At 37.9% G+C, this 6,841-nt stretch carries 8 protein-coding genes and 1 tRNA gene; 5 read left to right on the top strand and 4 right to left on the bottom strand.

Going from position 1 to position 6,841, the window contains the following annotated elements:
- Positions 1–11: 11 nt before the first annotated feature.
- From pssA to Q0101_RS02545, 5 genes are all read left to right on the top strand, one after another.
- Complete coding sequence (gene pssA / locus Q0101_RS02525; RefSeq protein ID WP_297881192.1) at positions 12–761, top strand: CDP-diacylglycerol--serine O-phosphatidyltransferase; 750 nt, start codon at positions 12–14, stop codon at positions 759–761.
- A gap of 84 nt (positions 762–845) precedes the next feature.
- Positions 846–2,360, top strand: coding sequence for a 2-isopropylmalate synthase (locus tag Q0101_RS02530; protein WP_297942008.1), 1,515 nt, complete (start codon positions 846–848; stop codon positions 2,358–2,360).
- Positions 2,361–2,516: 156 nt separating this feature from the next.
- On the top strand, positions 2,517–2,855 hold the full coding sequence (atpE, locus tag Q0101_RS02535; RefSeq protein WP_295151373.1) for an ATP synthase F0 subunit C: 339 nt from the start codon (positions 2,517–2,519) through the stop codon (positions 2,853–2,855).
- 70 nt (positions 2,856–2,925) lie between these two features.
- Positions 2,926–3,010: transfer RNA gene (locus tag Q0101_RS02540), tRNA-Leu, on the top strand.
- A gap of 248 nt (positions 3,011–3,258) precedes the next feature.
- Positions 3,259–3,582, top strand: a complete 324-nt coding sequence (locus Q0101_RS02545; RefSeq protein WP_297942010.1) for a hypothetical protein — start codon at positions 3,259–3,261, stop codon at positions 3,580–3,582.
- On the opposite strand, the gene Q0101_RS02550 is transcribed toward Q0101_RS02545, so the two are convergent.
- The 4 genes from Q0101_RS02550 to Q0101_RS02565 form a co-directional block, all read right to left on the bottom strand.
- Complete coding sequence (locus tag Q0101_RS02550) at positions 3,561–4,727, bottom strand: hypothetical protein (RefSeq protein WP_297942012.1); 1,167 nt, start codon at positions 4,725–4,727, stop codon at positions 3,561–3,563. The two genes, Q0101_RS02545 and Q0101_RS02550, sit on opposite strands and share 22 nt — an antisense overlap.
- Before the next feature lie 384 nt (positions 4,728–5,111).
- Complete coding sequence (locus Q0101_RS02555; RefSeq protein WP_297942014.1) at positions 5,112–5,576, bottom strand: hypothetical protein; 465 nt, start codon at positions 5,574–5,576, stop codon at positions 5,112–5,114.
- A 104-nt stretch (positions 5,577–5,680) separates the two neighbouring features.
- On the bottom strand, positions 5,681–5,956 hold the full coding sequence (locus tag Q0101_RS02560) for a hypothetical protein (RefSeq protein WP_297942016.1): 276 nt from the start codon (positions 5,954–5,956) through the stop codon (positions 5,681–5,683).
- Positions 5,943–6,841: hypothetical protein (locus tag Q0101_RS02565; RefSeq protein ID WP_297942019.1), on the bottom strand; the 899-nt coding region annotated here is incomplete at its 5' end. The genes Q0101_RS02560 and Q0101_RS02565, both read right to left, overlap by 14 nt.

The raw sequence follows: 6,841 nt of genomic DNA on the forward strand, positions 1-6,841 counted from the left end.
AAGAGTAAGAGATGGAAGAGGAAAAGGGAAAATTAATCTACATATTGCCGAATTTTTTCACGGCGGCAAGTGCATTTTTAGCGGTCATCAGCATAATTTCTACGATCAAAGGCAACTTCAGCGCCGCGATCTTTTATATCATTTTATCCTTGATCTGCGACGGACTCGACGGCCGCGTAGCGAGGCTAACGCATGCGACATCGAAATTCGGCGTGGAGTTCGATAGCCTTGCGGATATCGTAGCTTTCGGCGTAGCGCCGGCGCTGCTATTTTACTGCGCGGTCGGGCACGATTACGGTAAGGTTGGCTCCCTCGTAGCCGCGCTTTACGTGGTTTTCGGCGCGATCAGGCTGGCGCGATTTAACGTCACTACGGGCACCTACGAGCCTAGTGTTTTTATCGGGCTGCCGATTCCGACAGCTGCGATTACGATGGCGTTTTGGATCGGAATTTATCTAAAATATGAGCTCTCCAAAGGATTTGGCGTATTTTTGATCATCGCAATGGCGGCGCTGTCGTTTTTGATGGTAAGCAACATCCGCTTTCCGAGCTTTAAAAAGATCAGCCTAAAGCGCCCCAACGCGATTAAAATTTTAGTGCTTCTAATCGTCGTATTTTTCTCGCTTCTATATCTTTTCAAGCTGGAATTCCCGGCGGTGCTCACTTTGGTTTATATCGTTTACGGTTTGGTTCGCGGAGCTTTAAATTTAAGCGCGGCTAAATTTCATAAAAAAGACAAACCCGAGGAAACGGCGAAATAATCTCAGATATGTTTATCGCCGCGATTGTTTTAAGCTTGCACGGCTATAATTTTGCCAAATTTTAACCATTTGAAAGGATTTGTAATGGACAAAAATAAAATCATAATCTTCGATACTACGCTTCGTGACGGCGAGCAAAGCCCTGGAGCGTCGATGAATACGGATGAGAAGATCCATCTTGCGTTGCAGCTTGAAAAGCTGGGCGTAGATGTTATCGAGGCGGGTTTTGCAGCGGCGAGCCCCGGGGACTTTGACGCGATAGAAAAGATCGCGGGCGCCGTTAGCAAGGCTCGCGTCTGTTCGCTTGCGCGCGCTTTAGAAAAAGATATCAAAGCCGCCGGCGAAGCGATAAAGGGCGCGAAGCTCGGGCGCATCCACACCTTCATCGCCACAAGCCCCATCCATATGGAATTTAAACTCAAAATGCAGCCGCAAGAGGTCATAAAGCGCGCCGTAGAGGCCGTGCAATACGCAAAAAGTCTATGCGATGACGTGGAGTTTAGCTGTGAGGATGCGGGCAGAAGCGATATTGGCTTTTTAAAAGAGATCTGCGACGCCGCGATAGACGCCGGAGCCTCCACCATAAATATTCCCGATACGGTGGGCTATCTCTATCCGGATGAGATCACCGCCCGAATAGGCGAACTCGTTAAGCTTATCGGCGAGCGCGCCATAGTTTCGGTACACAACCACAATGATTTGGGAATGGCTACCGTAAATTCCTTAGCCGCTATTTTGGCGGGAGCCAGACAGGTCGAATGCACGATAAACGGCATCGGAGAGCGCGCGGGCAACGCAGCGCTAGAGGAGATCGTAATGGCGATCAAGACGCGCACAGATAAATTTGCGCCGCTTTATACCGATATAAATTTGAAAGAAATTTACCCATCCAGCCGCCTAGTCGCGAGTATCACGGGTATCGAGCCGCAGCCTAATAAAGCGATCGTGGGCAAAAACGCCTTCGCGCATGAAAGCGGCATCCACCAAGACGGCGTGCTAAAACACAAAGAAACCTACGAGATCATGCATGCTGAGGATATCGGGCTTGATAAAAACTCGCTCGTGCTGGGCAAGCACAGCGGCCGCCATGCCTTCAAAGACAAGCTGGTATCTTTGGGCTATGAGCTTAGTAACGAGCAGATTGAGATCGCGTTTAATAAATTTAAAGCGCTCGCAGATAGCAAAAAGGACGTTTTCGACGAAGATATTAGAGAGCTCGTAAACGATGAGTTTGTGGGGGCTGAGAAGACCTACGAAGTGCTGGTTTTAAGCTCCAATAGCTGTAACAAGGGACACGCTAGCACTGCGCTTACGCTAAGATATAAGGATGAAATTTTAAGCGATAGTGCGCTTGGAAACGGCGGCGTGGATGCGATATTTAAGGCGATAGACCGCATTAGCGGCATCAGCGGTAGCCTGAAAGAATACCAAGTAAAAGCGGTCTCGCAGGGCAAAGACGCACTGGCAAAAGTAACTGTCAAGGTGGAATTTGCGGGCGAGGGCGCCATCATCGGCAGAGGGCTTGACGTAGATACGATGCTGGCGTCTGCGAAGGCCTACGTTGCAGCGCTAAATACGTATTTGGACGCTAAGCGCTAAGATGTCGGCGTGCACGGCGGGGTTTATTAAATTTAACGCAAATTCTGCCAGATTAAACAAATCAAAAGCAAAATTTTAATAATATTTTGCACTTAAAACGATGGAGTAGGGGTATTGATCCGAAACTCGTTTTAAAATTTATTTATGGAGACTTTTATGAAAAAAGTTCTTGTGTTGTTATTTGCGCTTTGCGGCGCGGCTTTTGCTAGCGAGCAGCTAAGTGCTTACACTCAGATCGTTTCTTATTCTGCGATCACAGTCGGTATCGTTTTAGGCTTGGCTGCCTTCGGTGGCGCTATGGGTATGGGAAATGCCGCTAATGCGACAATTACCGGTATTGCTAGAAACCCGAGTGTAGCTAGTAAGCTATCGACTACGATGTATATTTCGCTTGCGATGATCGAAGCGCAGGTTATCTACGCGCTGGTTATTGCTTTCATCTTGCTTTTTGCAAACCCTTTCGTAACAGAAGGTCTTGCGGCTGCCGCAAAATAATCCTAAGCCCGAGAAATCGGGCTTTAAACTTATATAATTCAAGGCTTAAGATCAAGCCTTAAAAATTTATGCGACCGTGGTGGAATTGGTAGACACGCTATCTTGAGGGGGTAGTGCCGCAAGGTGTACGAGTTCAAATCTCGTCGGTCGCACCATCTATCAAAATTTTCCCTATTTTTTAGTTTTTTAAATTTTCAGATAATTTTTTAAGTCCTATTTTTGAGAATTTTAAAATTAATCTTAAAAAATTTTTAATACTTAGAACTGCCGATTGACACATATATTTTAAGAAAAACTACTATATATTAAAAAATTATATAGTAGCTTTTTCTGTGCTCCTGCCTTGTTAATCCTTTGAGGAAATTCTATAATCTGCCTAAAATTACTATACAAAGGAAGAAAGATGACGGAAGTTTTTACCAAAATCAAGGATAATCCAATTTTCAAATCAGATCCAGATAAAGTAGTTAGGAATTTTATCTTGCCGCAGTATAAGCGCACTATGGTCGAAGTCTTAGATGATTTTATAGCCGTTAAATTTTATAGCTCGCTAGCCAGAGACGGAACGGTTAAAATGCATAGGCACTATCACTATACGCAAGGCGGCAAGTTAATCAAGGTCCTAGGCAATGCCGATGAAATAACATTTGAAGGGGCTAGAATATTGTTAATATTCATAATTTGTGCTACCAGTAAATACATGCTCTATGCTGCTCCTAGCGTATAGTTTGGGTTGCTATGGTACATAAACATATAAGTTTTTGCTTCATTGCCGTTTATGGCAGGTATGGTTACTTTTACAAATTCACCTTCTTTTAACTCTCTACTAAGCGAGATTGTAAAATTCATCTTTCCTGCTTTTTCTACCGCATTTGCATTTGAAACATTTACTGCTATCTCATCTGCTTTGTGTAGGGTTATGTCAAGACACTCTTGGTATGGATTAAAGTCTTCTATAATAAGGCTATCATTTACTATAAGCTTATTATCAATTAGTTCATATTTTATATTGTCTTTTGTTTTATATATGTTTGAGCCTTTTTCTATTTGAGTGCCGTCAGTTAGTTTGCGACCATGAAAATATACCTGACCTTTTCCATCCTCATCTCTTATAGTGTCTTTGCCGTCGGTAAAGTATGTATCATAGCCGGCTCCCCTAAGAAGCAAATCGTTTCCGCTTCTGCCTTGAAGCAAGTCATCTCCACTACTGCCGAAGAGGACGTCGGATTTTCTGTCGCCAAAGAGTGAGAATTTAGCTCCTGTGTCAATCAAAGGTCTGGCATATACTTCGCCGTTTGGCATTGTTACTTGTAAAACGCTGTTATCTGTGATTTCAATTTTTCTACCGTCTCTTGAACCAGTTAATTTATCATAAAGATTTTTTAGATGATTGCTTATATCAAACAATCCTGTGTCAAATGTAGCTTTGTCTATTATGTTAGCTATGTCGATTGCTATTAAAATAGGGTTTGAACCTTTTAAAATTTTTGGCAAAATTAACAGACCAAAATCGGCAACGGCACCAGCAACCATTCTGCCATAATTTCCTTTTGAATATTCATCTGCCATATTTATAACACCACCAGTTGCACCTAATCCTCTCGCCCATTTTTCTGCCGTATATTTCTTGTTAAAAAATTCTTCCACATTAGAAACTTCACCATTTGCTTTGGCTTTCATATATTTTTGTAACAAATCCTTTGTGCCAGTCTCGTATGGCAAAGTATAGATATTGTTGGCGAGTTCGCCACCTTTTGCGGCACCTTTTAAAAATTCAAATAATTTTTCAAAATCTTTTGTACTTTCAAAGATTTCTTTTTCTGCTTTGTCAAGCTCGAACTTAGCTGTCGCTTCTTTGCTGTATGAACTCATAGTTCTCTCCTCTTAAAAAATGTTATTAAAGTATGTTGTAACTTTTAGGCAAATCGTCAATATTTATATTTTTTTGTAAAAAATATTTTTTGACTTCTTTATAAATTTCATCGTTATACAAATAGACTAAATAATACCTAGCCGATAATAATGCACCATACATGGGCACGGTGCTGTGTGGTTTATCAACCTGTATAAATGGAAATATTTTAAAATTTTTCAAGCTTTTACTTGCAAATATATAAAAAAGAAATTTTAGTATCAAATTTGCAAGATAAAATGAAATCAAAAAATACATTGTTTCCAAAATTCCAGCCGATAAAAATGTTAAACTTATCACTAGAGCCATAAATAAATTAAACAATATATCAAATTTGGATTTTTTCATCGTGCATTCAGTAAAAAAGGTCTAGCTAATTCGTCCTCTAATATTTTACATTGTCTTTTTAATTTTCCATAATCATAAAATTCTATATAGCGATTTGTGAATTTTATTTTATGATTTTTAAATTTGAATTTTTGAAAAATTGCGACTATGATAATATAACTCATAGGTATCAAACTTAACCAAAGCAACTCTCGCGGCACTTCTCTCCAACGCAGTTCATTTAGTACACCGGCAAGTATACAAGCAAAAAGAAAAGATGAAACAAGCAATGTTAAAACGAAAAACTCTTCATAGCTTTGTATGATAAGCGGATTTTCATCATAATCCCTAAAATTCGGATTATTTTGTTTTTGATTTTCAAGCCATTGTTGATACTTTTGCTCTTTGATTTGAGCTTGTTGTATTTTTGCTTCTGCGTTTTTTCTTAACTGCTCGGCTCGTTGTTTTATATCGTTTTCCAAATCAACCCTTTTTATACAATTTCATTCTAAATTAAATCTCAGTCAGTATCGCTGATACTAAATTTTATGAATTTACAAATTTAAACTCGCTATTGCTTTTAAATTCAAGCAACAAGTAAATTTAAATTTATAAATTCTTTTAGATCTTCAAATCCGTTATTAGCTAAGCTTCCATCTCTTAGTAAAGTATGATTTCCAAATAGTTCGCTTCCGTTTGTTATGCTATTTGTGATTAAGGTTTTATTGATTAAAATTCCGTCATTTTTATCTATCCAAGAGGTATTTTCTACGAATTTGTTGTTATCTAGGTCGAAGTATATTTTGTTATTTTTTCTTGATATTGTTTTTATGCCGTCACCGTTTAAGTCAATTTTTGGCATTGCCGTCTCCTTGTAAATTTAGATTTTTATTGAAATTGTTGTTTTTTAAAGTTTGGTATTGCTCTAAAATCACATTATAATAGTAATCGCCATTATATGAAAAATCATTAAAAACGATATTTTGGAGCGTAGGTCTATTAGTAGGAATATATTTAAAATAATATTCTCTCCCATATGTTTTTTCAAAAAATCTTTTTTTGTTAGTTGCCAGTAGATTATGGGTAACGCAAAATTCTGATATTTCTTTATTGACAATGGCGTTTGCTAAAAGCCAAGAAAACATAATATTTGATACAATGACTATGTCGTTTTTTGTATCGTAATATTTTAAGACTTTTTTATTTATAAATACAAAATCTGAAAAAAGTATATGCTTATTTTCGCCAATATAAACGAAATTTTCCAAAAATTTACCATTTTCATCAATAATGTATTTTTCATTGAACGGATAAAAAGGTTCTATTTTTAAAATTTCATCATTATCAATTATCTCTTGTGCATTTTGCATAGGCGTGTCGGCATTACAAATTTTAGAACCTAAATTTAACAAATATTTTAAATTTAATCTTTTATCAAGCTTGAAAAATTCGCATTTCTCATCAGGGTATTTATCTCCATTGCAAAGATAAAATCTTGTTTTAGCAAAGTCATTTATATCTCTATGAATATTTTTCATCTTTTTTATATCTTTTGCTGGATAATTGTCTAAATAGTGAATTTTTTGTAGAAAATCTTTTATATAAAAATTAATTTTTTCATGCTCGGTCTCTGTTTTAAAATCTATCTTGTTTTCCAAATATTTTACTTTATCGTATTTATCAAACATAGCTTCTAATTCGGCAGTATGCCTTTTATCATCTTTATAAAGTTGATAAGCAAATGAAA

The organism is uncultured Campylobacter sp. (assembly GCF_937921625.1).
Taxonomy (GTDB): domain Bacteria; phylum Campylobacterota; class Campylobacteria; order Campylobacterales; family Campylobacteraceae; genus Campylobacter_B.